This is a genomic window from Sphingomonas sp. ABOLE (genome assembly GCF_003950455.1).
GTDB lineage: Bacteria > Pseudomonadota > Alphaproteobacteria > Sphingomonadales > Sphingomonadaceae > Sphingomonas > Sphingomonas trueperi.
In genome coordinates, this window is the sequence record NZ_QQWY01000004.1 from 13136 (window position 1) to 40121 (window position 26986).

Annotated in this window: 23 protein-coding genes and 1 pseudogene; 9 read left to right on the forward strand and 15 right to left on the reverse strand. The window is 62.3% G+C overall.

All coding sequences use genetic code 11. From position 1 onward, the window contains the following. The first annotated feature begins 70 nt into the window (after positions 1–70). Positions 71–4219 (forward strand): RHS repeat-associated core domain-containing protein, encoded by a 4149-nt coding sequence (locus tag CA234_RS03575; protein WP_164521702.1) that lies wholly within the window; start codon positions 71–73, stop codon positions 4217–4219. Next, entirely contained in the window at positions 4219–4632 is a 414-nt protein-coding gene (locus CA234_RS03580) for a hypothetical protein (protein WP_126000911.1), read from the forward strand. The genes CA234_RS03575 and CA234_RS03580 overlap by 1 nt, the downstream gene beginning before the upstream one ends. A gap of 189 nt (positions 4633–4821) precedes the next feature. On the opposite strand, the gene CA234_RS03585 is transcribed toward CA234_RS03580, so the two are convergent. Further along, positions 4822–5370 carry a GNAT family N-acetyltransferase gene (locus CA234_RS03585; RefSeq protein WP_126000912.1) on the reverse strand — a complete coding sequence of 183 codons (549 nt, stop codon included), beginning with the start codon at positions 5368–5370 and terminating at the stop codon, positions 4822–4824. After that, entirely contained in the window at positions 5367–5675 is a 309-nt protein-coding gene (locus CA234_RS03590; protein ID WP_126000913.1) for a DUF1778 domain-containing protein, read from the reverse strand. Before CA234_RS03590 ends, CA234_RS03585 begins: the two co-directional genes overlap by 4 nt. A 250-nt stretch (positions 5676–5925) precedes the next feature. Between CA234_RS03590 and CA234_RS03595 the strand changes: the two genes are divergently transcribed. The 3 genes from CA234_RS03595 (at position 5926) to CA234_RS03605 (ending at position 8035) form a co-directional block, all read left to right on the forward strand. Then, on the forward strand, positions 5926–6231 hold the full coding sequence (locus tag CA234_RS03595; protein ID WP_126000914.1) for a hypothetical protein: 306 nt from the start codon (positions 5926–5928) through the stop codon (positions 6229–6231). Continuing rightward, the gene (locus tag CA234_RS03600) at positions 6228–7190 is read left to right on the forward strand and encodes a tyrosine-type recombinase/integrase (RefSeq protein ID WP_126000915.1); all 963 of its coding nucleotides are present in this window, start codon (positions 6228–6230) and stop codon (positions 7188–7190) included. Before CA234_RS03595 ends, CA234_RS03600 begins: the two co-directional genes overlap by 4 nt. A 326-nt stretch (positions 7191–7516) precedes the next feature. Beyond that, a complete protein-coding gene (locus CA234_RS03605; RefSeq protein ID WP_126000916.1) occupies positions 7517–8035 on the forward strand; it encodes a hypothetical protein in 519 nt (172 codons plus the stop codon). Between the two features lie 21 nt (positions 8036–8056). Here CA234_RS03605 and CA234_RS03610 read toward each other — a convergent pair whose 3' ends face one another. The 6 genes from CA234_RS03610 to traA all read right to left on the reverse strand — a co-directional run bounded on the left by CA234_RS03610 (position 8057) and on the right by traA (position 15321). After that, complete coding sequence (locus tag CA234_RS03610) at positions 8057–9967, reverse strand: AAA family ATPase (protein ID WP_164521703.1); 1911 nt, start codon at positions 9965–9967, stop codon at positions 8057–8059. After that, positions 9954–10463 carry an ABC-three component system middle component 5 gene (locus CA234_RS03615; protein WP_126000918.1) on the reverse strand — a complete coding sequence of 170 codons (510 nt, stop codon included), beginning with the start codon at positions 10461–10463 and terminating at the stop codon, positions 9954–9956. Before CA234_RS03615 ends, CA234_RS03610 begins: the two co-directional genes overlap by 14 nt. Then, positions 10460–11026, reverse strand: a complete 567-nt coding sequence (locus CA234_RS03620; RefSeq protein ID WP_126000919.1) for an ABC-three component system protein — start codon at positions 11024–11026, stop codon at positions 10460–10462. Before CA234_RS03620 ends, CA234_RS03615 begins: the two co-directional genes overlap by 4 nt. A 6-nt stretch (positions 11027–11032) precedes the next feature. After that, entirely contained in the window at positions 11033–11221 is a 189-nt protein-coding gene (locus tag CA234_RS03625; RefSeq protein WP_126000920.1) for a hypothetical protein, read from the reverse strand. A gap of 369 nt (positions 11222–11590) precedes the next feature. Beyond that, positions 11591–12295, reverse strand: coding sequence for a DUF6118 family protein (locus CA234_RS03630; protein WP_126000921.1), 705 nt, complete (start codon positions 12293–12295; stop codon positions 11591–11593). Between the two features lie 2 nt (positions 12296–12297). Beyond that, entirely contained in the window at positions 12298–15321 is a 3024-nt protein-coding gene (traA, locus tag CA234_RS03635; RefSeq protein WP_126000922.1) for a Ti-type conjugative transfer relaxase TraA, read from the reverse strand. 171 nt (positions 15322–15492) lie between these two features. On the opposite strand from traA, the gene CA234_RS03640 reads away from it, so the two are divergent. The 3 genes from CA234_RS03640 (at position 15493) to CA234_RS03650 (ending at position 16655) form a co-directional block, all read left to right on the forward strand. Beyond that, positions 15493–15816, forward strand: a complete 324-nt coding sequence (locus CA234_RS03640) for a conjugal transfer protein TraD (RefSeq protein ID WP_126000923.1) — start codon at positions 15493–15495, stop codon at positions 15814–15816. Between the two features lie 13 nt (positions 15817–15829). Continuing rightward, the gene (locus tag CA234_RS03645) at positions 15830–16045 is read left to right on the forward strand and encodes a conjugal transfer protein TraD (protein ID WP_164521704.1); all 216 of its coding nucleotides are present in this window, start codon (positions 15830–15832) and stop codon (positions 16043–16045) included. 100 nt (positions 16046–16145) lie between these two features. After that, the gene (locus tag CA234_RS03650; protein WP_126000924.1) at positions 16146–16655 is read left to right on the forward strand and encodes a MucR family transcriptional regulator; all 510 of its coding nucleotides are present in this window, start codon (positions 16146–16148) and stop codon (positions 16653–16655) included. Positions 16656–16697: 42 nt separating this feature from the next. Here CA234_RS03650 and CA234_RS03655 read toward each other — a convergent pair. The 3 genes and pseudogenes from CA234_RS03655 to CA234_RS03665 all read right to left on the reverse strand — a co-directional run bounded on the left by CA234_RS03655 (position 16698) and on the right by CA234_RS03665 (position 18807). After that, positions 16698–17621 (reverse strand): annotated as a pseudogene (locus CA234_RS03655) (nucleotidyltransferase). 71 nt (positions 17622–17692) lie between these two features. Further along, complete coding sequence (locus CA234_RS03660; protein WP_126000925.1) at positions 17693–17902, reverse strand: sigma factor-like helix-turn-helix DNA-binding protein; 210 nt, start codon at positions 17900–17902, stop codon at positions 17693–17695. Next, positions 17899–18807, reverse strand: a complete 909-nt coding sequence (locus CA234_RS03665) for a zincin-like metallopeptidase domain-containing protein (RefSeq protein WP_126000926.1) — start codon at positions 18805–18807, stop codon at positions 17899–17901. The genes CA234_RS03660 and CA234_RS03665 overlap by 4 nt, the downstream gene beginning before the upstream one ends. 766 nt (positions 18808–19573) lie before the next feature. Between CA234_RS03665 and CA234_RS03670 the strand changes: the two genes are divergently transcribed. Further along, positions 19574–19768: an AlpA family phage regulatory protein gene (locus CA234_RS03670; RefSeq protein WP_126000927.1), complete on the forward strand. Its 195-nt coding sequence runs from the start codon at positions 19574–19576 to the stop codon at positions 19766–19768. Positions 19769–20064: 296 nt separating this feature from the next. Here the strand turns inward: CA234_RS03670 and CA234_RS03675 are convergent, their stop codons facing one another. The 4 genes from CA234_RS03675 to CA234_RS03690 form a co-directional block, all read right to left on the reverse strand. Beyond that, positions 20065–20871, reverse strand: coding sequence for an alpha/beta hydrolase (locus CA234_RS03675; RefSeq protein WP_241213234.1), 807 nt, complete (start codon positions 20869–20871; stop codon positions 20065–20067). 147 nt (positions 20872–21018) lie between these two features. Continuing rightward, entirely contained in the window at positions 21019–21411 is a 393-nt protein-coding gene (locus tag CA234_RS03680; protein WP_126000928.1) for a response regulator, read from the reverse strand. 50 nt (positions 21412–21461) lie between these two features. Then, a complete protein-coding gene (locus CA234_RS03685) occupies positions 21462–23939 on the reverse strand; it encodes an ATP-binding protein (protein WP_126000929.1) in 2478 nt (825 codons plus the stop codon). A 101-nt stretch (positions 23940–24040) separates the two neighbouring features. Continuing rightward, on the reverse strand, positions 24041–26986 hold the full coding sequence (locus CA234_RS03690) for a S8 family peptidase (RefSeq protein ID WP_126000930.1): 2946 nt from the start codon (positions 26984–26986) through the stop codon (positions 24041–24043).

Here is a 26986-nt window from a genome sequence, read left to right on the forward strand (position 1 = left end):
TAACTCAGATTTTTCTGAGCGCGATCACGTGCGCCTCGTGCAGACTAAGTCGTCTAAAGAAAATTGTCGGATGGCAAATGCCGTCTCGTTTAAGCGAGATGCAACATGGCATATCAGACTCAAGAGGGCTGCATTACTGCTATCGACCGCGTTGGGCGCCGGCATTGCCGCACCCGCCTTGGCTCAGTCCCCCCATCCTAATTTAGATGGCAATGGCGTTGACCTTACGACGGGGCAGTTCTCCCTTCAGGTACCTGTTGCCGTCGTTGGGTCTGGACAGGCGCGATTGCCGCTCATTGCTTATGATGGACAAACGGACAACTGGTCTCAGATCAGCCTGTACCAAAGTAAGGGCGCTAACGGGACCACTAACTACGTTGTCAACTTGGGGCCCTCCTTCGATAATTTTATCGGCTCAAACTTGACCTCAAGCCGAGGTACCGGCGCAACCCTGCGATTCGAAAACGGCAGTGTCATATATACGTCGCTGAACGGGCAGGAAATCACCTTCGGCAACCCAGCCGGAGTGTACGGTGGCAAGTCGAACCTTTGCGACTACAATAATCAGTATGACTGCACCCTCCTACCCATGTCAGCTTCGGGGAAAGTCGACATGGTAACAAATTTTCAATGGGAGACTTTCGACAACTGCACCGACGTTCCTATTGACTCGAACAGCGGACCCGACTGTTCTTTTTCATGGCGCCTCTCAGAGGTGAATAACTCAGCGGGATACTCAATCGCATGGGGGTTCGTTGCGGACACCGTTGCGCCTGGGAAAAATCCCGGGCCAACTTGGTTTAGTAAAAAGACCGCCATTCTACGCAACGGATCTACCACTATAGGAACGGTATCCTATAGCAATCCCGCCGCCAACGTTTACACGATCACGACGCCGGCAGGGCGGACGTGGCAAATCACCGGCTCTCAGTTTAATATTTCGGGAGTTCGGCGGCCTGGAGATAATGGCGACAGCATCACAGTTGCCCGCGCAGGGGGTGCCGTCACGGCGGTGACGAATAATGGCGCCACAACCAACTACAATCGTACAGTATCAGGCTCAACGGCAACTATGGTGGTCACCGACGCGCTCGCGCATCGGACTACCATCGTATCAGACATGAATAAGTACCGGCCAACGTCCGTTACCGATCCATTGGGCAAAACCACCTCCTATGGCTGGGATAGCGTAGGTCGGCCAACGGATGTGACGTTTCCGGAAGGCAACAAAATCATCTACGGCTATGACGCTCGAGGGAACGTCGTAGAGACGCGGCGGCGCGCCAAGCCGGGAACAAATTTGCCGGACATCGTTGAGACGGCAACCTATGTAGCAACCTGTGACAGCCCATCGTGCAACAGCCCGTTGACCACCACGGATGCGAAGGGAAATGTCACAAACTACGCCTATGATAGCGCCACCGGTCTGGTCACAAGCGTCAAGGCCCCGGCGGCATCGGCAGGGGGCGTTCGCGGCGAAGTAAGGTATAGCTACACGACCAATGCGGCTGGCGTCGTGCTGCTGACGGGGCTGTCGTCCTGCCAGACGGGCGCCGCTCCTGGATGCGTCGGTACCGCAGACGAGGTCAAACGCACGATCGCCTATGACGGCGCACTGAACATGACCAGCGTGACCGTCGCCGCTGGCGATAACAGTCTGAGCGCGACCTCTATCACGAGCTATGACGCTATTGGGAACGCCGTCGCGATTGATGGACCAGTGCCGGGAGCCGGCGATGTCACCACCCTCCGATATGATGCGGAGCGGCATCTGATCGGCGTGATCTCCCCCGATCCAGACGGTTCCGGACCGCTGCCACGGCGCGCCCTGCAGAACAGCTACGACGTGAAAGGGAGGCTGTGGCTGGAATCCGTCGGCACGGTAGCGGATGCATCGGACGGTGCGTGGAACAACTATGCCGAGGCCTACCACCTCTATAGCCAGTACAACGCCGCGGGGAACATTGAGCGGCAGACGCTTTGGTCCGCAGGGGTCGACTATGCAGTGGCCGATTATCTGTATGATGCCGTCGGCAACCGTACCTGCGCGATCCAGTATATGGACCCCACGCGTTGGGGCCCCCAGGCAGGAAGCTGTTCGCCGCTTCAGATCGATGGTTCGAACGGACCTGATCGGGTGACGCAGACGACTTACGATGCGGCGGGCCGACAGAGCAAGGTGACCGTAGGTGTTGGCACGTCGGCCGCATCTGATGACGTCCAGACCAGCTACACCGACAATGGGCAAGTGTACACGCTGACGGACGCTAACGGCAACGTCACCCGCTATGGCTATGACGGCTTCGATCGCCAGGCCACGACCACCTTCGTGGATAACAGCTTCGAGCAACTCGGCTATGACGCGAACGGAAACGTCACGTCTAGGCGGCTGCGCGACGGCAACTCCATCGGCTATGGCTATGATAGCCTCAACCGGGTTACCTCTAAGACACTGCCGGTGGGCGAGCTTGGCGTGTCTTACAGCTACGACCTGCTCAGCCGCCCAACGACGGTCAGCCGCGGGGATGGCGTGGTGAGCATCTTTACCTATGATGCGCTCGGTCGAACGCTCAGCGAGGGGCAGACGTTCGGATCGCTCGCCTATCAATATGATGCCGCTGGCCGCCGCACCCGGACGACCTGGAATGACGGCTTCTTCGTCACCTATGACTATCTGGCGACCGGCGAGGTCAACGCCATCTATGAGAATGGATCCGGGTTGCTCGCAAGGTACGGCTATAACGGCGTAGGGAAGCGGACCAGCCTCACCCGAGGCAACGGCACCGTGACCAGCTATGGCTATGACGCGGTCTCAAGGATGACCTCGATGGCGCACGACTTGGGCGGAACCGCCTATGACAGCTCGGTCAGCTTCACCTTCAACCCTGCCAGCCAGATCGCCTCTCAGACCCGCAGCAACGACGCGTACGCCTTTACCGGCATCCTGAACGTCGACCGCGGCTATGGCTTGAACGCTCTCAACCAGCTCACCTCGGCAGGTGCCACGAGCCTGTCCTATGACTTGAAAGGCAACCTGACGAACTCGGGGAGCATGACCTACACGTACACCGCCGAGAACCGCATGGCGAGCACCTCTCAAGGGCTGTCGAGCGACTATAGTGGCCGGGTTTCGCTTTACTACGACGTGCTCGGGCGACTTGCCGAATATGACACGAACGTCTCGACGCGCTTCGTGTACGATGGCGGACATATCGCGTCCGAGGTTGCAAATCCGACCAGCGCCATCCAGCGGCGTTATGTGTTCGGACCCGGTGAAGATGAGCCGCTGGTTTGGTATCAGGGCAGCGGGACGAACGACCGCCGCTGGCTGGTTCAGGACGAGCGGGGGTCGGTCATCGCGTCGACGGACATCTCAGGCAATGTGCTCGCGACCAACAGCTATGACGAATACGGCATCCCGTCGGATCCCACGTCCCGCGTCGGCCGCTTCGGCTATACCGGGCAAGCATGGTTTCCAGAGATCGGCATGAGCTACTACAAGGCGCGCATCTACTCGCCAGCGCTCGGGCGGTTCATGCAAACAGATCCTATCGGATACAAGGATGGGATGAACTGGTATAACTACGTTCGCAGTGATCCCATCAATAAAACTGATCGATTTGGACTTAGCGGTGATGAAGATGAAGATGATAAAGATCAAATCAAAGTTGTAAAAAAGGCTAATAGCGTTTCAGGTGCCAAGAATAGTGGTACACCGAATTACGGACCTATTTGGAGCGGGAATGGAAGCTCTGGCCCAGATTTTGTAAACGGATCTAACGATTTGTTGGAAAGTCAAAATGTTGACAGCGATAATGCCTGTTCTGCAGATCCACAAAGCTGTATAACTGTAATCAGCCAAGGTCCATCGAAAGCATGGATTAACTATTCTTACGCTGGGTTTTATTCACATGTTTCGGCTCGTCATTTTGGAAGCGACACTACGTTTGGATCCATTTTCCGTCCAGAATTTCAAAATGAAGGGTCGTTATTTTCCTTGGCTGCTTTCGCGGCGAACAACTCCCCTCTTAGAAGTACACGGTTCGCAGGAGTTTATAGGTACACTGCAAAGTATTCTGGTACAGTTGGTTATCTCCAAGGAAGTGGTCAAGCAACTTCTCTAATAACCCTCATTGTTCGCGATACTGGCAGGTTTGATCAGTTTGGGCTCAGAGTTTACGAGCCAGTTACTCTTTACCCAGGAGCAGGGTTGCCATAATGAATTATATCATTACAGCGAATACGTCCACTTGGCCCAAGCTTAGCCGGGCGATGCCTTACAGTGATTTAGCTGAGCGCGTTGGCAGAATAAAGATAGACTTTTCCACCGGTAGCGCCTCCAGAAGTTTTGAAAATGAATATACTAATATACCTCTTTTTTTAACCGAAATGGATTTATTTTTAAGTCGACTAGATAATAGTAGGTTTCATAGGTGGTACTTGAATTTTTCTCCTTTTTCTTATGGAATATTAAAGAATGAGTCTCTCTACATTTCTACGAGAGCAGGGAAGTATTTTGATGATGGCGTTTACGACATCACGCCTGAAGATGAACTGGATCGTTTGAAAACGAGAGTGTCAAAGGACATTTCTAGATACGGAAAGGTCCTCCTGGAACCGGATAAGTCATGATCTTTATCATTCTCTTGACTTATAAACTGGGTGCGGGGCTACTATGAGACGCGATCCGTTATCGGCCGGCGATATCCGGTGATCGCGCCCTGAGGGCGGGGCTGGTCACAGACTGGCAGCAGGACGCCGTCAGGTCGACTATCGTCGCCTAAGCTGTCGCCCTCTGTAACGGGCGGATGTGGCGCCCGCTCAACCTTGCAAAGCAAGCGCGCGAACCGTCGAGATCGGCAGGAAGAGCCGCAAGGGATTAGACGCTAACGGCTTGAACCCATAGCTCTCGGAGAGCGCCAGGCGGCGTCGGACTTTCTCAGCATCGCCACAGTCGAGCACGTTCAGCATGACGACGGCGATTCCGAGGGCCTCGGCCGCCGCTGCCAAGCGGATTAGGCAGTCAACCAGGAGATCACCGCCATACCCCTGCCCCTGGAACCGTGTGTCGACCCCGATCATGGAGATATACGCGGCCGGTATAGTGCCATGGGCAGGGCGATTTCGGGCAAACCGATCCGGCAGTTCCGTGTAGTCGATCGCGTGGGCGTTCGTGGCGTAGAAGCCGATCAGCTCGCCTTCGGACCCAACCATCACGAAGGTGCGGACGTTGCCGGCCTTGGTGAGCTTGTTCGCTGTGCGGCGAAAGAAGTTGTCGACTTGCTCGATGCCACAGGAAAAGGCCTCCCGATCGTGCTTGGCAGAATCGAGCGGCTCAATGATGTGCTTCACGTCCTCGGACAACGTCACCTGCTGACGATCGTCTCGCGATGACGCATGAAGGCCGCGCCCAGCCGATCGGTGGGTGCCGGCGGTGTGTCGAGCGCGGCAAAGAACGCCTCATGGTCGACCGGCTGCAAGCTGGTGCGCTCATGCGCCGCGATCGTCTCCATCGCCGAGCGATAGGCCGCGTTCATGGTGAAAACGGAATCGTCGACGCCGGAGAGCGCGGCCGCCTGCTGGATGGCACGCTTGATCCGCGGCTTGGTGCGGAAGTTCATCCGCTCGGTGCTGCGTTCCTCGACGGCAGCGACCTGGTCCTCAAAGCCCAACATACAAACCTCACGCCTCGAGCACTATGTACGCCTTAGCGACGTACATATCAACAATCTGTTGATACACCCGTCTTTGCCTCCGGTTCCGCCTTTCAACAGGATGGTTATATATGATAATGTCCTTTATCGTATGTAGGAGGTTGGGTGTGAGACGCTTTGGGCAGTGGGTGCAGAACCTGCGTGAGTTGCCGACCAGGATGGATCAACGCTTAGCATTGCGGTACCGCTCCCGACCTACTGGGTGCTCCTCTTGATCGTATGGGGTGCCATCGGTTGGGAATGTGGACAGGCTGAAGCTGTTGCATCGTCGTTCAAGACCGGCCCTTACATGGGCCTTGGCGGTGCGTTGACAGCGTGCATTGGTGCCTTTGCGCTAGCTCGGCCGATTATACGGGCCGGCGGCTACAAGTCTTGGCATGAGCATAGCCGGATCGCACCGGCGCACACTGTTGAAGAGACGGAAAGTCTGCGCGACGCGTATGCGGTCAACGTCATTGCGTCTTCTTTCGGAATCGTCGGGACTATCATCAACGGCGCCTCGGGTTTCTTCTCGTGAACTCTCTTTCTCCCCTCCCCTCCCCCAAGCTTGCGTTGCCGACGCTGATCGCATCCGCCGACGATCGCGCGCAGCTCCGCTTTCTAGAATTCTTCGCCGCCAACATCCGCAATTCGAACACACGTCGGGCCTATGCAGGCGGTATCGGTGAATTCCTGGGCTGGTGCGCGCATCGTGGCCTCGCGTCGATCGCCGCGGTACAGCCGCTTCACGTCGCCGCCTACATCGAGGAGCTAGGCCAGGTGCGCAGCGCGCCTACAGTCAAGCAGCGGCTTGCGGCGATCCGTCACCTGTTCGACTGGCTGGTGATCGGCCAGGTCGTGCCGGGGAACCCAGCGGGATCGGTGCGAGGGCCCAGCCATAGCGTGAAGCGGGGCAAGACGCCGGTGCTGACACCCGAGGAGGCGCGACGGCTGCTCGACAGCATAGACGTGACCACGCCGGCAGGATTGCGAGATCGGGCGCTGATCGGGCTCATGGTCTATTCGTTCGCGCGGATCGGCGCGGCATTGGCAATGCGCGTCGAGGACGTGTTCGTGCAGAACCGGCGTTTGTGGGTGCGATTGCACGAGAAGGGTGGCAAGCGGCACGAAATGCCATGCCACCATAATCTGGAGGAGTATCTCTCCAGCTATCTCGATGGGTGTGCACTGCGCGAGGATCGTAAAGGGCCGTTGTTCCGCACCATTGCACGCGGCACTAAGCGATTAAGCGGCACTTCCCTACCGCAGGCTAATGCCTTTGAGATGGTACGCCGGCGCGCAACCGCAGCAGGTATTGAGACCGCCATCGGCAATCACAGCTTCCGGGCCACCGGCATCACCGCGTACCTCAAAAATGGAGGCAGCCTTGAGCGTGCTGCGGCGATGGCCAACCACAGCTCGACACGCACGACCCAACTTTACGATCGCCGATCGGATGAGGTGACGCTCGACGAAGTGGAACGCGTGCTGATCTGAGCCTTTTACCGCTTCCTGGTGGAGAGCCTACTAACCCACCAAGCTGAGGGTAGGCGTCCGCCGCGGCGTCGGTGCCGACAAGCCATTACTATGCAGCCCATCAGCGCCAGGCCGAATACAAGTCGGTCAAGTTCGTCGGCTCGATCTGCAGAGATGCAGCAACGGCCGCCTTCGTCATTCCCTCTTCCGCAGGACGGCAAAAATTTTGGAATGATCAAGGACATCTCGCGCTGTGCGCCCTAGCGAGCCGCTTCGAGTGCCGTGCAATCCGCACTGCCATTTAATGATCCTTTCTCGCCGCGACAGGATGTTCCACAAGGCTGTGCATGGAACACGAAGCCCCCTGGAAGATGCCGAAACGCTCACGCGGACGTCCGCTCGGAACCGGCAAGAATTGCGATTTTTCTACGCTGATGCAAATCGCGCGATTGAGGCAGCGCGACGCCAGTCTCTCAATTACGCGCGCCGTGGGGCGTCTTATCTGCAAAGCATCTGATGCCGACGTCCGCCGCATCAGGCGCAAGTGGCGTGCGCGTGGTGAGCGTATAGCGGCCCATATCGACCTCATCGAGGACACGGTGGCGCTGAACTCGCTGCCCTGCTCCCACGAGGCGTCACGGGCATTGCTTGAACGTCTCGAGGCTCTTCCGGAGCGGCAGAGGTATGAGAGGCTCGATGCGACGGCGATCATTGCACTTGCCTGCTCAATTCGCTTTCCGACCCTGCTCGACGAGCTGAATGCAATCCGCGCTGAACCTGCGCTGGGTATGGTGCGCCGCCTTGGCCGAGGCCGCAATTTCAAATTACCGAGTAAGTCGCCCGCTGATGACGTAAAACAAATCTAACTCCTGCCCATTTATGTGAGGTCAGCCGACCAGAAGCGTACGCTCAGCGTGCGTCGACTTCCGACCGATCACGTACTCAGCCTTGTCTAAATCCGGACTGATCATCGCCGTGGCGAAGATGATCTGGTGCCGCGCCGTCAGCGATGCCGACCGCTCGGCGATCAGCCGCTGAAAGTTCCGGCTACGCTCTGGCTCCATACCCTTGTCCTCGATCGTGTCGAGAATGAGCAGGCGGAAGTGTCGAAAGCCAGGGTCCTCGGCGGCCGCGGCAAGAAAGGAGGAGAGCAGAGCGTTCTTGAGATAGATCGTCGAGGATGCCGACGAGTAGGTGTGCCCGTCCACAGAGATGGCGTCGCGCTTGAAGTCGAAGGAAACGCTCTTGGCCTTCTCAAAGGAATCTTGGCGGGGCAGGTCATGATGTAGCAGGGCAAGAGTCTCGCGCTCGACGCGCCGATACGCATTCGACAACCTCTCCTGCTGGGTCGCGGCTAGGCGCTCGTTCATATCCCTCAGCCGCGATAGCTCGGCCGTTACGTTCGCCTTAGTGGTCGAAAGCGTGTCCAGTTTCGATATCAGGCGCTCCTGCCTCGCGATTTCCTCCAGTTCCCGCCGCAGATAACCAATCTGTTCGTTAAGCGTCGCGAGACTCTGCCTGGCCTCGCTCTGTGGCGTACGCTTGGCCGTGCGGAGCCGCGCTGCGGCGTCCTTCCACTGGGCGAAAAGCGAGGCCCGCCGGTCGTTCAGCTCCTTCAGTTCGCGGTCCCGGTCCGCCTGCACGCTGGTCGACTGCTTGTGCTGGACGAGCAGTTCATTGAGCTGTCCCACAACCCTGCGGCGCATCCGCTCCTCGTCCATGGGTGCCTTGCACAGGCGGCAGGTATGGGGGTTGTCGTGCGACGACAGCGTCGCGAAGCATGCGGGACACCAGCTGTACTCGACCTCGCTGATCGCCTCCGCGACGGTCGCAGAATCCCGCAGGGCATCAATCTTGCGCCTCAGCGTGGCGAGGAATATTTCGGAATCGGCCCGTTCGAACCGTAGCGCCTCGATCTGCTGGTCGACGGAGGCGAGTTCGTCCTGCGCCGCACGTACGGCCTCCAGGGCGCGGCGCTGCGGCTCCAACGAGATGACGTCCTCGCCGTCCTCCTCGTAAAGCGCGACCTCTGCCTGGGACGCCTCCTCCCCAAGCCGGATCAGCTGCTCCTCAATGTTCCGGCGCTCCGCCGTCGCCCACTCCAAGGTCAGGCTGTGATTTACGTCAGCGAGTAGCGCGTATATCCCCCGTAAGGTCGCGTCGACCGCCGCGAGCTCCTTGTCGAGCTCGCGGATGCGCAGCTGGTTCGCGTAGATGTCAGTGTCGTACGCACCCATCAGGAACCGTCCAATCGCCTCGCGCAGCTGAGGCGAGTCGAAGTTCTCGTCGCGGAAGATGTGGTCCACCGCGCTCAGCTGATCCGAGTACATCAAGCGCAGCAGCTGATGCAGCGTGAGCTTGCCCGACGTGTCGGTCTGCAGTTCCGGCAGGGCGAGAAGATTGAATACCGCTTGGGAGAAGCTCTCCCGCTCGCCGGACGTGCGGTAGGGAAACCGCATCCAGTCGGACACCGACGCCTTCTCTGCCTGCTCGAGCGACCCGGCAAAGATCTCCATCGGCTGGCCGGACTTCGCGGATATCAGGCGCGAGAAGGTGGCCACGTTTCCGTTACACTCCACCTCTAGCGAGACCCGATCGCACAGCTGAGCCTGCTCGCTCCAGTTGGAGATGTCCGCTCCCAACCCGTACACGATCAGGCTGAGGATCGTGCTTTTGCCGGAACTGTTCTCGCCGGCGATGATGTTCACGCCGGCGTGCAGGCTCTCGCGGTACGCATAGGACGCGCCCCGGTAGACTGCCACCTCGCGGATGATCAGTGTCGGCTTAAACAGCGTCATACAGGAATTCATCAAGGTGCGAGCGGTCCTTCAACCCGTCAGGGCCATAGGCCGAATACTGGCCGCCGAGCTGCTGCAGCACCGACATCAGATCGGCCTCCTCCTCGTTCCGCAGCTTTGCGAGCGACATGAGCGAAGCCGGCACTACGCCCTTATTCAACCGCATGACACCCGTCTTCTCGTCAACGTCCACCAGTCCGCGCGAGACTAGGGTCTGCACGGCGACCTCGTAAGGTGCCGCCATTCTCCTGAACAACGCCCGGGGCGTCGGCAGTCGATCGTAGGGAAATCGTGGTTGCACCTTCAGCCGGCGCACGGCCCCCTTGAGGGCCGGCGACAAGCGCACGGCAGCCAGATGCTCAGGAAAGAGGAGCAGAAAGTCGAGCACGCGTAAAGCCGTGACGTCGATCCCGTCCGCCATTTCGTCCAGCAGCCGGCATGTGCGGAGCAGCGCGTTGTACGGGTCGAATGCCGGATGGTAGACAAGCTGCGTCACGCCGCGTGCCAGCGTACGTAACAGCGGTCGGCCAGCCAGTATGTCATACCCAGCACCAATCCATGATTGAGAGCGAAGGTCCCCAGCCCATACTCGGTGACGACCGCCTGCACGACCTTCTCCGAAACAATCTGGTCGATCTCAGCGCCATCCCTGCTGCCGCACGCGGGGTGGACGTGGGTTTCGAATTCCGCGTGGATGCGATGGAGACAGAGAGCAAGCAGCTCCTGCGCGGCCCCGTAGAGCGAGTAGCGGTTGAGAAACTTGACGAAGAGCTCCTTGTGCCGGAGCGCCAAACCCACCTTGTCGGGCCGACCGCACCTCGCGAGCTTGGCCTCTAGTCCCTTGACGCCGTCGGGGACGTACTGCTCCTCGAAGAACTGCAGGCTGTCGATCCATTGCTCGCGGATCTCGTCGGCGTGAATCTCGCGATCAAGCTGTTTTACGAGCATGCTCACCTGACTGTCGCCAGGCAGCCAGACGTTGACCGAGTTGTCGTCACGACCGACAAGATTGCCGCCCGCGCTCGCCCCCCGCTGATTGACGTCGTTAGAGTCCGCCAAGGGTGCTCAGCCCCGCCGGTTGCGGTTGTTGTCTCGCCCAACGATGTCGCCTTTGGATCTGGCGCCTCGCTGATCGACCCTGTTTGAAGAACTCGACACGCGAACTGTGATCAGCTTGAAGACAACGCCGCTCGCCACGAGCGCGGCGACGGCTGCTAGGATCTCTTTCCAGTGCTGAACCAGAAATTCAGGCATTTAGGTGGTCCCCTTCTGGGGAATTGATGCCCGCATTGGCATGGCGTTACAATACTTGTTGCACTCCCAGGCGCGTATAAAGGAGGGACAGTCCGCCCGAGAGCGGACGCGCTTTCCACCACTGATAACACGACGTTGTCAAAACCCAGCGGTTTTGACACGCTGTATGAGCGATGCACAACCGAGGCCTAAAAAGGGTGAAGCCGGCGTGGGCCAAATTTCCCAAGCCTCTCGATAGATGAGCGCGCAGCGACGTAGGCCATGCGATATTCCGATACTCGACGGGGCGCCGCACGCTTATGTCCGCTTTCGCGTTCTCTCACCCAGAAGCCGCCTGCCTGCTTACAGCCAGAAGCGGCCCCACCCGCGTCAATCGATCTTTGCTTGGTGGATCTCGATGGAGCACTTTATTGGAGCACTGAGCTGCTCTGCACGTTTGCGGCATCCTGTAAGCACATCCGCATTGTCCTTCGCGAGCCGAGCGGCGTCGGCCAGTACCCGCGCCTGCTGCGGATCGGCAACCTGCATGAGCCGCATGCCCGCGTCCCAAGGTGTGCGCCTGAGCATTGCTACAGCCCGTTCCTCTGGCCAATGCCAGCTCTCGGGCGCGAGTTGAGCGACTACCGATGGAACGACAGTGCCAAAGGCGAAGCCCACCAATAGTGCCAAAGCCGCCGCGCCCGCGATCCACAGCTGCTGGGTCTCTGCGGAATGGGCCGACTCGACCATCCCCTTCAGCTCCTGTACTGTACCGACAAGCGCATGGCTGGCGCCAGTCCACGCCCGATGATCGTCTGCACGCCCCCGCGTCCCAGCTGCTTCAATCTGCTTGGCGACCTCCTGCGGCGTCAATGTCATCGCCGGTCGCTTGGCGAGGACGTTGATCGCACCGCAAACCTTGTCGTAGCCGTCACGGATCTTCTCCAGGTCAGGCCCATAGTCACGCGCATGCAGCTCCTGCTGTCGCGCGGCGAAGCCGTCGACCGCTGCGGTCAGCCCGGCAAGCTTGCGCGACATGTCGTTGAACGCCTGGACCGTCTGGTCCACTTCTACGGGAGGTTCGTGGATACCCATGGCTACATTCCAATCCCAAGGCCGCGATCGCGATCGATCGAGAAGGTAAGCTGACGGATGATCGAGCGCGTGCGGGCGTCATCGCCGAGTGCCCGGCTGACACCGCCATCACAGCTGCCCGGTGTCCATTCAGGCGACCACTGCCGCCCGAACAGCTGACTGCCTCTGCGGCTGAGCGCGGCGCCTAGCGCCGGGTCTTTCTCCAGCCCCTTCGCCATCGAGCGCATGGCGTTTTCGACACCGGCGCGCTTCTCTTCATTCTCCCACCCGCTCAGATTGCCCCGCCGAGCCTGAAGCTGCTGCCAGGCCTGGACAAACCGGTCAGCGCGCAGCTCAGGGTTGTTGCGCACCTCCGCTTCCAGCTGCATCTGGCGAATGGCGTTGGCGGTACGACCATTGGCCGCTTCGCTGACCAGACCCGGCGTCCGCTCGAACGCCATGTCGAGATCGCGGGTGCCGTGGGGATGCAGCGCGTTGACGGCGTCGGCGGCGCGCGCAAGTGCCGCCTTCTGAACTTCGAGCGGCGTACGGCCCTGGCCGGTCATACGACCTGCATCCTGCACGGCACGTGCATAGCCTTCGACCGCCCGCTCCAGCTTCTGCGTTGCGGATGCCTCGGGCGCAGCCGCCGGCACCGACAGCTTGAGCCCATCGAAGCGCAGCTTGGTTGGTGCCCGTTCCGGCTCGGGGATAGATAGCCGCAACCCGTCGAACATGCCGCGGCGCCGTGCTGGTGCAGGCGCGCTGCGTTCCGGTTCGGCGAGTGGCTCTTTAGCAAGCGTGTCGAGGATGCGCGACCGCTCGACGCCGCGCCGGGCGGCGAAGCGCTCGGCGGCACCATCATAGTCGAGGGCATTATCCTTCGGCCGGTCGCGCGACAGGGCGCGGGCCAGCTTGCCCTGGTCGGCGAAATCATCGCGGCCATAATGAAGCTGCACCGCATCGCGGTGCCGCGACAGCGCGACATAAGCAGCGTGACGGTCGAGCCCCGGCGTCGCCAGCACGTGCACGCGGTCGACGGTGACACCCTGCGCCTTGTGGATCGTGGCGGCATAGCCATAGGCGACGTCGCCATAGTTCTTGTGGTCGAAGGCGACCTGACGACCATCGTCGAGCCGCACCGCCATGCGGGCATGATCGACCTGTTCGATGGTACCGAGGCTGCCATTCTTCACACCGAGGCTGCGTTCGTTGCGCAGGAACATGACCCTGTCCCCTGCGCCGAACAAGCGTTCTCCGCGGGTGGTTTCGACAGCAATATCAGTATCTAATGCCCCACTGCGTTTCATCGCATCCCGGGCCAGCGCATTCAGTTCATCGCATTCTTGGTTGGTGTGGGTGAGAATCATGCGTGACGCACCCGCATCGGCGATCCGCTCTCGGTCCCAGCGCGCGATGAGCGCCGTTCGCGCCTCGACTCGGGTCTCCGAGTCGGCGACCATGCCGGCCCCTGCATAGGCTTCCAGCGCTTCGGCGGTGCGGCCGGTGGCAAGCTGGCGCGTCGCCAGCCGCTGCCAGTCCTCGCGCTGCCGGCGAATGTCGGTGATCTCGATGGCGCCATGCCGCTCGGCGACCGACCGAAACGCCGCCCCCGCTTCGATCGCCTGCAACTGCTCGGGATCGCCGACCAGCACCACCTTGGCGTGGCGCTTCTCAGCTTCGGCAATCACCCGCTCCATCTGGCGAGTGCCGATCATGCCAGCTTCGTCGATGACGAGGATGGATCTGTCGGTCAGCAGCTCGCGACCCTGCTCCCATTGATGCTCGATGCTGGCGATGGTGCGCGACGCGATGCCCGAGCCGCTTTCCAGATTTTCCGCAGCGATGCCGGACAGCGCCAAGCCCTGCACCTGATAGCCGGCGCTTTCCCATGCTTCGCGGGCAACGCCGAGCATTGCCGATTTGCCGGTACCGGCATAGCCGACGACCACGCTCAGATCCTTGCCGCTGGTGACGTGGTCAAAGGCACTGCGCTGCTCGCTCGACAGAACCAGCCCGCGCATCTCGGCGCGCGCCAGGGCGAGCTTGCGATGCGGCTCGTCCATGCCATGGCCGCGACGGGCATCGAGCATCACGGTCGCGCGCTCCAGCCGCGCTTCGGTCTCGATCATGTCACGGCTGGTGAAGCGGTCTTCGCCGCATCCGTCCTTGCCGAGCTTCACCAGTTCAGGTGACGCGCGCACCGCCGCCATCACCTGGTCGAACTGCTCTTTCCCTTCGCTGTGGCGATGCACGAACATCGCCAGATCGCGCTTGGTGAAGGTCGCCTGGGTATGGGTGATCGCGTCGAGCGCCAGCGCCGGGTTGGCGAGCAGCTTCTCACCATTGGCGCGCGCGATCTCGTGATGCTCTTCTAGCCGCTCGGAAGCGAGCCCCTGCTCGGCCATCCGCGCCGCCGCCGGGCCGATCTTGTGCTGCGGCTCCAGCTCGATGCCCTGCGCTTCATGGCTGCGGTGATCGACCCGCGCGTCGATATCCAGTTCGGCCAGCCGCGCATTGACGTGCCCGGCCCAGCGCTCGCGCCATGTCTCGAGAAGGTCGGTACGATTCCAGTCGCGGTTCTTCTTGCCGAAACCCTCGCCATCCACCTCCCGCAAGGCGAGCATGACATGCGCGTGGGGCTTGGCCTCGCCATCAGCGCCGATATCCCAATGGACATTGAGATCGGCGACCATGCCGCGGTTCACAAACTCGGCCTGGACGAACTCCCGCGCCAGCCGAATGCCTTCCGCCTGGTTCAGCTCGCGTGGGATAGCGAATTCAATCTCGCGGGCGAGTTGCGCGTCCTTGCGCAGTTCGACGGCCTCGACCGCATTCCACAGTTTCTCGCGATCGGCGAGATGCTCCGGCGCTCCCTCCGGCAGCAGCACTTCGGAATGCACGACGCCGGCCTTGTTCGAGAAGTCGTGGTGCCGATCCAACCGCTGGTCGTGCAGCCGCGAGGCGGAGCGATAGGCAGCAGCGGCGAGCGCCGACGATCCGCTGGCGCGGCTGATGATCTTGGCCGAGAAATGGTAGATCGCCATAGCGGCAATCCATTTACACCAAACAAGCGACGTCGGCACGACGTATAAGCGCGCCCTCAAAAGATTTAATCTTTTTCGCGACGTGAACATCCCAAGATGTTTCACGACATTTGCGTTGATCGATGCAGTTCCTAAATCACCAAACATCATTCATCAACTGCGGAGGATTCGATGCGCAAGCCACGTGACTTCGATTCGGAGCTGAAGGCGCTCGACAGCAAGGCGCGACAGCTCAAACAGGCCAAGCTCCAGCAGCTCGGCGAACTGGTCGTTGCGACGGGTGCCGATGCGCTGCCGGTCGAGCAACTGGCGGGCGCACTGCTCGCCATTGTCAGCGCGTCCGACATGATCGTGCGGGAGGACTGGCGCCAGCGTGGCGCGGCCTTCTTTCAGCAGCAGGGAAAAGCTCGCGGCGGCGCTCGTGCGCGTGCGGCATCGGCTGCGGCAGCTGACAGCGGCGCGGCACCGAGCGGAGGCGCAGCGCGCGCGGAATGATACGCGAGAATGGATGGTGACACGCCGCGAACGAACCCGTCAGCTGATCGAACTCGGCGGCCTAGTTGCGAAAGCCGGATTGGTCGAACTCACCGACGACGATCGCGCCGTATTGTTCGGTGTGATGATCGATGCCGCGGCCACGCTCAAAAGCGAAGAACGCGATCAGGCGCTGACGTTATGGCGAAGACGTGGACGTCGCGCGTTCGAGCAGCTGCAGAATGAGTAATCTCGCTGCATCTTCCAACATATTTTAGCAGACGGAGTACGTACGCTCCTATAATCCTGTTGTCGGCAGCATGCCGCAAAACAAGGAGCAGGGACGCAGAATGTCTGAGCAGAGCAATACCGACCCCGTTGAACTCGCAAGCGACCTCACCATTGCCTGGTTGTCGAACCCGAACAATCGCGCGACGATGGACGACGTCTCCACGTTTCTGCGGAAGATGCATGCAGATGTGATTGAACTTTCAGGGGGCGTCGCGAGCGCGGAAGTTGCGAGCGAAGAACCTGCCTCGGAAGAATTCACGCCGGCCGTCTCGGTCCGCAAATCGCTGGCCTCGAAGGACCACATCATCTCGCTGATCGACGGCAAGCCCTATCGCACCCTGCGCCGGCATCTGAGCACGCACGGACTGACGCCCGAGGAATATCGCGCGCGCTACAATCTGAAGGCTAATTATCCGATGGTGGCGCCGACCTATTCAGAGCAGCGCCGCGCGATGGCGCACAAGATCGGCCTGGGAGCGAAGGGCCGCGCAGCACGCAACGCGCCTGCCGAAGCACCTGCCCCGAAGCCGGCGCGCAAGCCGCGCGCGAAGGCGGCACCGGCCACCTGAACTCAATCGCGCGCCGAGGCTCGAAGCCTCGGCGCGCGACGATCATGCGGCGGCAGCTTGCTCCAGCGCGGCAATACGCTCTTCGCAGATCACCTGCACCGCCTGCCCCAGCACTTCGACGCGCTCGCCAAGCCACGCCAGTTCCTCGGCGCTGATCCGATAATGCTTCGAATAGCGCGCCTTCACATAGGCTTCCTTCAGCTTCTCGAACCGGGAACGGTCGACGCGCTGGTCCCGTGGCCAAGCGTCGATCAGGCGCGGATCAATCCGTTCGGCTTGCGTGCGGAGAAAGCCAAGGTTGTGGGTGTGCGGCGTGTAGAACGTGCAGACCAGCAAGACGCAGTGGTAGAGGCGCTCTGCCGCCTGGTGCAGCGAAAACGCGGCCTCCTTCGGACGTTGTTTGCTGATGTAAAAATCTGCCCCCTCTTTGAGGGCCACTGCACTCGGAAACCATTCGACGAAATATTCCCGCGCCATCGCTAGCGCCTGCGGCGGCGTCTTCGGCTTGGGCTGATGCAGCTCGCTTGGTTCGTTCTCGTACAGCGCTATGCCATCTCGGGCGACGTCCATGAAGAAGTAGCGGCCATGCGCCAGCCCATCGTTCACTTCCTGCAGGGTGTGCACGATGAAATTGACCGGGGTGCGCAGCGTCTTGGTGATCGCCAGCTCGCGATTGAGCCGTTCCTCGGCGGTCGCCCAGAACTCCACCCGATCGGTGAGCTTGTCCTTGTTGACGATTACCAGAAGGTCGAAGTCCGACTGATAGCCCTTGGCGGTATGCGGCTCGTCGACCCAACCACCACGCGCCTAGCTACCGTACAGGATGACCTTGAGGATGCGCGCCTGCTTCTTCCAGTCCGACGTGGCGATGGCAATCGCGTCGCCGAACTCCTCGAACAGGATCTGGACGACACGCTCCAGCTCGCGCTGCTTGGCTGGGGGAAGATGGTCGAGGCTAGTCCTCATGGATCGATCCTAACGCGCTGATGCCGCGGCGTACACCTCGCCCGATTTGACCGGGCGAGGTGTGGCATCGCTCATGGCTGTTCGCCCCGCTCCGCCCGACCGAGCGCGATCAGCACGCGGGCGACGGTCTGTTCCACCTCGGCCACCGTGCAGCCATGCCGCTGGGCCGTTTCGATGTAATCCAAATCGTCGAACCTCACCGATCCGAAGATTGCCCGGTCGCGCTCGGGCATTGCGCGGAAGGCACGGCGCATGCGCCGCAGGCGAAGCCAGCGCATCATTGCCCCGCCTCCTCGTCCGAGACGAACCCGAGCAGGTAATCCGCCGCCTTGCTGGCAGCGCTCGCTGCCCGGAGGATCGCCTTCTCGTCCTCGCGCAGCACTGCCAGCCAGCTGCCGACATAATCGGCGTGCCGCACCGTAGGCTGGATCGCCAGCGACGCACAGGTGAACGCGCTTGCCATCTCCGCGACCAGCTCTTCCCGACTGTAAGGCGCGCTGCCGAATGCGCCCGACTGGTCCCGTCCCAGCCGAGAACGATGGCCGGTCCAGTGCCCCAGCTCATGCAGCACGGTGCGGTACCAGTTGATCCGATCGTAAAAGGCGAGCTGCGGCGGCACCGCGACATAGTCTCCCGACGGGCTGTAGTAGGCTTCTCCACCCCCGATCCGAATATCGGCGCCGCACGCTTCCATAAGGGCATGCGCGGCGGGAATGCGGTCCGCCTCCGCCACCGGCTCGCCCTGCTCCATCGCGGTCAGCCGCTCGGGTAGCCCCTCGCACTGGTCGACGTTGAACACGGTGAACCGCTTGAGAAACGCCAGCTGCCGCGCCTCGCGGTCCTCGTCCCGCGCCCGCTCGGCCTCGTCCTTCGGGGTGAAGCGATCCGCATAGCAGATCGTCGTCCCCCGCTCCCCGCGCCGGACGCTCCCGCCCGCCGCCTGCGCTTGGGCGTAGGTCAACCAGCGCTGCGAGGCATAGCGTCCCTCGATCACCGCCGCCCAGAGGATCAGCACATTGATCCCCGAATAGCGCCGCCCGGTCACCGCATTGGCCGGCATCGCACATCCACATACCGCCGCATCCCAGGGCTGCACCCAGGGCAGCCGTCCCCGCTCCAGTTCGGCAATCACCCGTCCCGTCACCTCGGCATAGAGGCTCGCCCGGTTCTCGTGTCCAACACCCATCGTCCTGCTCCTTTTCAAAACACCGCAACCGGCGCCGGAAGGGCGGGGGGAGCGGCAGGAGCGAACCGGCAGTCCTGCCGTCAGAGGCAGGCCGCACCGAAGGCCGAAACAACGTGGAGGAGCCGGGCACCGCCCGGCTTGCGGCATGCCGCGGCAGGACTAGAGGCGAGCGACGCTCCCCCCGTCCTTTCCGCGTGCCGGCGCATCAATGCCGCCGCGCACCCGCGCGGCGACCATCCTGTCAGCGCGACCGCGCTGCCGGGCGCCACCGGCGCCCGGACAAGAACGCACCCTTGCAACCGGGTGGGCCGCACGGGCGGCGTGCGCGCGCCAGCACGTGCGCCAGCCGCCGCCCGCGCCTCCCGCCCGGGTAAGTGTGCCACGCGGGCACCAACACCTCGCGCGCCCTGGTGTCGCCGAAGGCGTGCGCCGGCGCGCGCACCGCACCCGCGTTCCGCTGCCGGCACCTGCCGGCCGCCGATCCGCAGGATCGGCGCCTGCGTCCGCGATCAATACCCGAAGGGCCGAGACGGCCAAGCCGACTCGGCGCCGCGCCAGCGGCGTGCGAGCGCAGTCACGCCGAAGGCGTGAGACGCCCTGATATGATTCAAGCCCTTCAATTGCTTTTGCGCGGACCGCCCCAGGGTTCGATTGGCACCAAAGAGGCCCCTTCTGACCCCAATCAGGCTCTTTCCCCGACCCGCCACTCGGCGCAACCTTGCCCCGGAGCGCTCCACCAACCCTCAAATGATGCGAGGTGATAGCAATGCAGAACCAGCCCCAATCCCATGACCGTATTCTCCGGATCAAGACCGTGCTCGAACGCACCGGCCTGACCCGTTCCACCCTCTACCGCAAAATGGAAGCCGGCACTTTCCCCCACAACACCCGGATCAGCACTCGCTGCATGGGGTGGCGCGAATCCGCCATCGCCGAATGGCTGGATACTCTCAAGAAATAGGCACCTGCTGTTCGGCCCGCAGGCAAACGGCACCGCAAACACCAACGAACACGGCGATTCCTGCATCGTGAACCGTCACGAGCCGTCGAGATACTCTCCTGGCCCCACCGTTTCACCTTGCCCTTTCCAACAGCCGAAAAGCGGGCACACTCGGCCGGATGTTAGTCAGCGGGGATGTCGGAGGCTGGGACTTTGCAGTCCTTCAGGGCATCAGCGGGGAATGGCAGGTCCTGACAAAACCTGCCAATCCAGCAACGGGCCAATAGTAGGGCAAGGCCGCTCACCCCCGCACGGTGTTAAGCATTTACCGCCCGCTCACTGTCGAGCCAAGCGCGGATCGCGCTGATCGTTTCCTCGGGCGCACTGAGATTGGGGCAGTGGCCAGTCGCACGCAATCGGACGAAATCGCTGCCGGCAATGCGCGCTTGAACATACCGCCCAACTACTTCGGGTGCTATCGCGTCATTCGAGCATTGCAGGATCAGCACCTTTGCCGGCACCGCCTCGAGGTCCCGGCGGTTGTCCGACGAGAATGTTACATGGGCGAAGTGCCTGGCAATAGCCGGATCGGCGCGACAGAAGCTCGCAGCAAGTTCCTCGACCAACTCCGAACGTTCGGGATTTCCGATCGCGAGTGAGGCCACCTGAATGGACCAATCGCGGAAATCCTCCTCCGAAAGCGCCATCAGCCGATCGATCTCGGTCGCCTCGAACCCGCCAAAATACTCTCCATCGTTGATGTACCGCGGGGACGGGCCGACGAGAACCAGCTTGGTGAACATGCCAGGTGCCATTTTCGCGGCCAGGATGCCGATCATCGCGCTTACGGAGTGACCGACGAAGATCGCGTCCCGAAGACCCAAGCTCGAGCCGATCTCGACCACGTCTTCGGCATAGCCATGCAGCGATTGATACTTGGCAGGATTCCAGGCAGCGAGATCGGAACCGCCGGCACCTACATGATCGAACAAAATCACGCGGTGCATGTGCTCGAACGCAGGCGCGACATGGCGCCACATCGTCTGGTCACAGCCATAGCCGTGCGCGAACAGGATCGCCGATTCACCAGATCCGAACATCCGCACGTTGTTTCGCAAGCCCACGTTCAAATTGCCAACTTCCCCAAGGCTCCCGTCGCCCCACGCCCACCGGCGAAAGCGAATTCCATTGACCCGAAGCACGTCCAGCCCGTGTCGTCCACGTCCGGCGCGTTCACGTGCAACAGGAACGAGCCGAGCGCATTCGACAGATCAGCTCAGCACCACTCCGTCGGTCCCGTGCTTGGTTAGCATTCGGCCCATCGCGTTGAGCAGCGCGGTCATCGCGACAGGTTTCATGATCACCTCGTCGGCACCTGCAGCCATGCACCTTTCTCGAAGATCGGCGGCGGCGTCGGCCGTGACGACGATGACCGGCAGCGCAGCCTTCTCCCCCGGCGTGGCGCGCAGATGCTGGATGGCGGTGAGCCCGTCCATGCCGGGCATGCGCAGGTCCATCAGGACGATGCTGTAATCACCATCGGCGATCATCTGGAGGCCGGTCTCCGCATCCGCGGCCTCCTCCATATGCGCCCCCACAACGCGCAGCATGTCCTTCACGACGCGGCGGTTCATGGGGTCGTCTTCGACGAACAGAATCTGCATGGCACGCTCCCTGGAGCAAACCTGCCTAGCAGCGGGGCGTAAATAGTTGATTAGGATGCTGAAGCCATCCGCAACGGTGCGTCCTGCGGTGCTCCCTCCGTATACACGCCTTGCAGCGCGGCGATCAGTTGGACTGCGCCGACGGGCTTGACGATCAATTGCGTCGCACCCAGCCGCGCCATCTCGTCGAACGGCAGGTCGTCGCCCGGCGCGAACAGGAGGCTGATTGGCAGTTCGGCCTCTCGACACGCGCCAACCAGCGCGCGCACCGAATCGAGCGGCGGCCGACCTTCGACCGTCGCCGATCGCGCCTCGACGAGCAGGTGATCCACCGTGCCCGCGCGGACCGCCGCGATCGCGCTGTCTCCATCGGGCAGGCAGTCGACCACGGCCGTGACGGGTTCGAGCAGTCCGCGCATCATGCCCTGCGTCAGCGGGTTGGCCTCGACCAGCACAAGCCGCGCTCCCGCCAGGCTGGCGGGACGTCCGCCCTCAGGCGGCGCTTCGTTCCCGGCAACTACGCGCTTCAGCGGCACGCGCAGCGTGAAGCGTGATCCCTCCCCCAGCGCGCTCACGACGTCCAGCGTACCGCCCAGCGCACACGCCAGCTTCACGCAAATGGAGAGGCCAAGGCCGGTGCCGCTGAACTGGCGGTTCAGGCCGCCGTCCACCTGGTGGAAGGCTTCGAACACGCGGTCGAGATGATCCGCCGGGATACCGATGCCGGTGTCTTCCACCTCGACGACGAGGATTTCCGGGTTGCCCGCGACGCTGGCGCGCAGCGTCACGGTGCCGGCAGGCGTGAACTTGACGGCGTTCGACAGCAGATTGCCGATGATCTGGCGAAGCCGCGCATTGTCGGACAGGATGCGCACCGGTGTGTCCGCGATGTCGAGGTGCAGCGCGATGCCCTTGGCGGCGGCATGCCCGCTCCACAGCCGTGCCGCGTCCTCCAGCATCGCCCGGAACGCCACGTCTTCCTGCGCGACGGCGATCTCCCCTGTCTCCATCTTTGCGACGTCGAGGATATCGTCGACCAGCGCGCGCATCGCCTCGCCGGCGCCGAACACTACCTGCACCTGCTCGCGCGCTTCGACATCGAGACGAGGATTTGTCAGCAGGATCTGCGTCATGCCGAGAATGCCGTTAAGGGGGGTGCGAATCTCGTGGCTGGTCGTGGCCAGGAATTCGGTCTTGGCCCTCAGCGCCTTCTCCAGCGCCGTGTTGGTCTGGTTCAGCACGACGTTGGCCGCGCGCGTTTCATTGCGGCTCTTGCGGATCCGCAGCGCGCTGATCAGCAGCAGCACCAGCACGATCGTCGCTGCCGCGACCAAGCCAAGGAGAAGCTTGGTGCGGAACTCGGCCTGCTGCTGGTGAATACGGGCGTCGCGCTCGAAGATCTTCTGCTTCTGGTTCTGGAAATCGAAGCGCGCGGCCATCAACTGCGACGCGGCCGAGGCCGTGAGCCGGCTCGCCTCCTTGTCGAGGCGCTCGAACGCCTTGAGATGCTGGAGCGCCATCGCCGGATCGCCGAGCTTCTCGAACACTTCCGCCGCGGTGGCGTGGAACTCCTTGTCCGGCATGGGCGTGGTGGTGAGGTCGACTCCGGCGAAGGTCGTGCGCAGCAGCGCCGCGGCGGCGCCATAATCCCCGTGCGCCGCCTTCAGCTTGGCCGCCGCGGCAAAGGCCACCGGGCGCATCGATGCCGCCTCGTCGGAGCGGGAAAGCCGCAGCGCGTCCGCAACGGCCTGACCCGCCGCAGCGAACTTGCGGCGTTCGGTCTCCGCGCTCGCCAGATTGGCAAGGATCTGAATCTGCAGCAGCGGGCTTCCGAGTTCGCGCGCGCTCTTCAGCGCATTCCGATAGTCGAGCTCCGCCTGATCGTAGCGACCGAGCAGGCGCAACACCTCCGCGCGGTTGTTATAAGTACTCAGGCGGAAGCCCGGATCGGCCGAGTAGAGCTCACCCGCCTGCGAGTAATAGTCGAGCGCGCGCGGATAATCGCCCGCGTCCGAATAGATCTGCCCGATGTCCTGCAGCGCGATGGCTTGGCTGCGGACTTCGCGAGCGGCGCGGAAAATGTCGTGTGCGCGCTGATAGTCCTGCAGCGCCTCCACGATATTGCCAGAAGTGGCTGCGATCGCGCCGCGCGAGCGCATCAGATCGCCCTGCAGCTTGGTATTGGGGCCATGCACCGCGATGCGGGCGAGCGCTGCATCGATGATCGGCCGCGCCTTGGCCGGCTCGCTGATCCGGATATAGGCCTCGCCCTTCAGCCATTCGGCCGTCGCGACGGCGCGCTCCGCCTCCGGCGAAGCCGCAAGCGCACGCGCGCGAACCAGCGCCTTTTCAGCCAGCCCAAGGGCCTGGCTCGGGTCCGCCATCATCGCGGTTTTGGCGGCGGCGACGTCCTGATCGAACCGCGCGAGGGCGGCCTTTGCCGCCTTCGCCGGCGCCGATGGCATCTGGGCAACCGCAGGCGTCGCGATCGCGAGCGCCAGCAGACACAGGCCTTCCACACGTCGCATCTGGCCAAATCTCCCTTAGCCAGAACATTTTAGGGCGAAAAGGTTAAGGCATGTCCAACCATGCCGGCTGCGCCTCCCGGGGCACAGCCGGCAGCACTGGCTCAGAAGTTCATGCGGAACGCCGCGCCGCCCGTTAGGCGCGGCAAGGCTTGCGTCTGCGCACCATTGAACGTCGCGCGGCCGAAGATGCTCACCTGCGCCGCGCCGTCCAGCATGGTTCGCCCATACATCGCCTCGCCGACATATTGCCGTCCGGGAACCCCGAGATTGAACCGCTGGGTGAGCGGCCCCAACTCGCCGGTCTGTCGATCGACGACCTGCACCGTGGTCAGGTCGACGCTCGCCCGTTCGAGGTGCATCGGCTGCGCTAGCGTCATGCGGAACAGGTCGGTTTTGCCGAGCAATTCGCTCTTCGTCAGGCCGAACTGGAAGGCGGTGCTGACCAGCCCGCCGCCGGCCGGGGTGATCGTGGCCGCCCCCGCCGCGCGCGTACGACCGACGGTGCCGGTGGCGGCGAGCGCCAGCGTCGGCGTCAGCGCCAGGTCCGCGCCCAGCGTGACGCCGTCGCTGATGCTGCCGCGTGCGAAATCATAGGGGTCGGCGGATTCGATGCCGAGCATCGCCTTGGATTCGCGCAGCCGGGTATAGCTCGCGCTCAGCGAACCGCTGTCGGCACCGTAGCGCACCGCCACGGTCTGCGCACCGGCGCGATAGGGATCGATGGCACCTAAGGCAAAGGCCGTGAGCGTGTCCATCTGGCGGAGATCGCGGCGTAGTTTGCGCTGCGTGAGCCCGCTGGAAATCGTCCAGTGATCGCTCAGCTTCACGCTGGTCTGGAGGTAGCCGCCGCCGGAAGCGAAGCCCATCAGCGGGTTCGCACCGCCGATATTGGGGTCGAAATCCGATGGAAGCGCGAAGCTGCCGCCGCCGAGCTGGGGCGCACCATCGCCGTCGCCGAAGGTGAAGGCGACGCGCTCGCCCGGGGTGACCAGGCGCACCGCCGTCTGATAGGGTAGCTGGCTCTGGTAGAAACCGAGCATGCGGATGCGCGGCGCAACCGCCATGGAAAGCTGCAGGCCGCCCTTGTTGGAAATCGGCGCGGAGAACGCGAAGCCGCTGAACGCGCCAGGCCCCTTCGTGCCCGGGCCGCCCTTGGTGGTCGCCCAGGCGATGAAGCGGCTGTAGATATAGCTCTGCAGATATTCGTTCGAGCCGGTCAGCGACATCGCCGTCGCATCGGTGAGCTTGCTCGATACCGGGATGGCGAAGTCGCGGAAGGTCGCGCCGACGTCTTCATAGGCATAGAAGAACATGCCGGCCGCTTCCCACTTGGCCTGCTCCTTGGGATCACGGATCTTGGCGACCTGGGTGGCGACGATGTTGCCCTTTGCGTCGTACTGATACCATTTCAGCCCGTCGAAGCTCAGCGGCGACAGGGCAGCGGTGACGTCGAGTATGCCCACGCCGTAGACGGGATCGACGCCGGGCGCACCGGCATCGCGCGCCGACTTCAGGATGATGTCGACCGTCTCCTTGGGGTAGTTGGACAGCCAGGGCCAGCGATCGTGGAGCAGCGCAATCGTCCCGGTGACCAGCGGCGCGGCGAACGAGGTGCCCGACGCGCGCGTCACGCCGCCCTGTCCGTCCGACACCAGGATCATCTCGCCCGGCCCGGTGATGAAGCGGTTCATCAGCTTCATGTCGGGCGCGCAGGTGCCCTTGGCATCGACGAGGCAGGCATTGCCCGGCCGGTTGGAGAAGTCGGAAATCGTGCCCGTCGGTCCGACCGAGCCGACCACGATCATGTAGGGATTGGCCTTGTCCCACTGGATGTTCTGGGTCTGGGTGCTTCCGTCATTGCCCGCCGCGATGACGAAGATCGTCTTCTTGGCATAGGCGGCGACATCCGGATCACCGAATACGTCGTTCCAGCCCTGCGGCAACGTCTTGCCGGGTTCGCCGAGCGACATGTTGACGATGCTCGCATTGTTCTGCGCGATCATCAGCACGCCGTTCTTTACATCGGTCCAGTTGGCGGTGCCCGAGCTGTCGAACGGATTGTAGGCGACGACCGAGGCCATCGGCGCGATGCCCATCACGCCCTTGCCGTCGTGCGCGGCGATGATCAGGCTCGCGACCGCGGCGCCGTGGCCGTTCGAGAAGTCCGAGATGCCGCTATATTTGGTGATGTTGCTGGTGCCTTCGCCCGTTACGGTGAAGTCGAGCAGGCCGACGATCGAGCGCTTGCCCTCGCCGATCGTCTTGGTGATGGCGGGCGACCAGTTGATCGTCTGCATCCACCAGTCGGTGTGATCCATGCCCGAATATTGGTTGAGCTGGTCGTACCAGTCGATGAAGAACATCTGCCGCGTATAGGCGTCGACCGAGGTCAGCGAGGCAGGGTTGGTCAGATCGAGGCCCCATTTCGCCAGCATCGGCGTGACGAACCCGGCCTCGAAGGTCTTGCCGGTCTGCTTCTGAACGGCCGTGCCCCATGCGTCCTTGGACTGCCCGATGATGCCGTTGATCTTGGTGACGAGCGTCGACAGGTCAGTGGCCGAGGCAGTACCCGACAGGTTCAGCCAATAGCCCAGCGTATCCTTGCTGGTGGTAACGTACGCGTCGGAGAAAGTCCGGATGTTGCCGATCATCGGATCGAGATCGCCCATCGCAGGCGCCAGGTCGCCCCAGAAGGTGCGGATATTGCCCACATATGGGTCGACGGTGCCGCCGAAGGTGCGGATGTTGCCGATATAGGGGCTCAGATCGCCGCTGAAGGTGCGGATATTACCGACCAGCGGATCAAGATCGCCCGTAAAGGTCCGAATGTTGCCGACATAGGGGGTGAGCGTACCGCTCAGCGTCTGCACCGGCTTGTCCGCCGAGACAGGACCGGGGCGGACTATTACCGGCTGTGCGGGCGCGAGCGTGAGGATCGGTGACGACGGCGCGGGCGCGGTCTGGGCCGCGGCGCCGCCTGCTACCATGAGGCCGCCGAATCCGGCCGTCGCGAGAAGATACGAGCGGATCAACGTGCGCACTGTCAT